Raw genomic sequence first — 210 nt, forward strand, 5'->3', positions numbered from 1 at the left:
GAGCTTAAGCGCTATTAACACTGCCAATGTCTTAGCCGTAACTGGCAATGGCATCACCTTAAACGGTTCAATCACCACCACCGGTACTCAAACCTACACTGGCGCAGTGACACTGGGTAGTGATGTGACCTTAACTGCATCTAGCATTACTACCGCTAGCACCATTGCTGCAGGCAACCATAACCTGACCTTAGTGACCGATACTTTGGC

Annotated in this window: 1 protein-coding gene; it reads left to right on the forward strand. The window is 49.0% G+C overall.

The genetic code is table 11. The features are described from left to right. Window positions 1-210 (forward strand): hypothetical protein (locus ICN47_RS12870; RefSeq protein WP_216220307.1); only part of this gene is annotated, 210 nt, incomplete at both ends.

This window comes from Polynucleobacter sp. AP-Latsch-80-C2 (assembly GCF_018882185.1).
Lineage (GTDB): Bacteria > Pseudomonadota > Gammaproteobacteria > Burkholderiales > Burkholderiaceae > Polynucleobacter.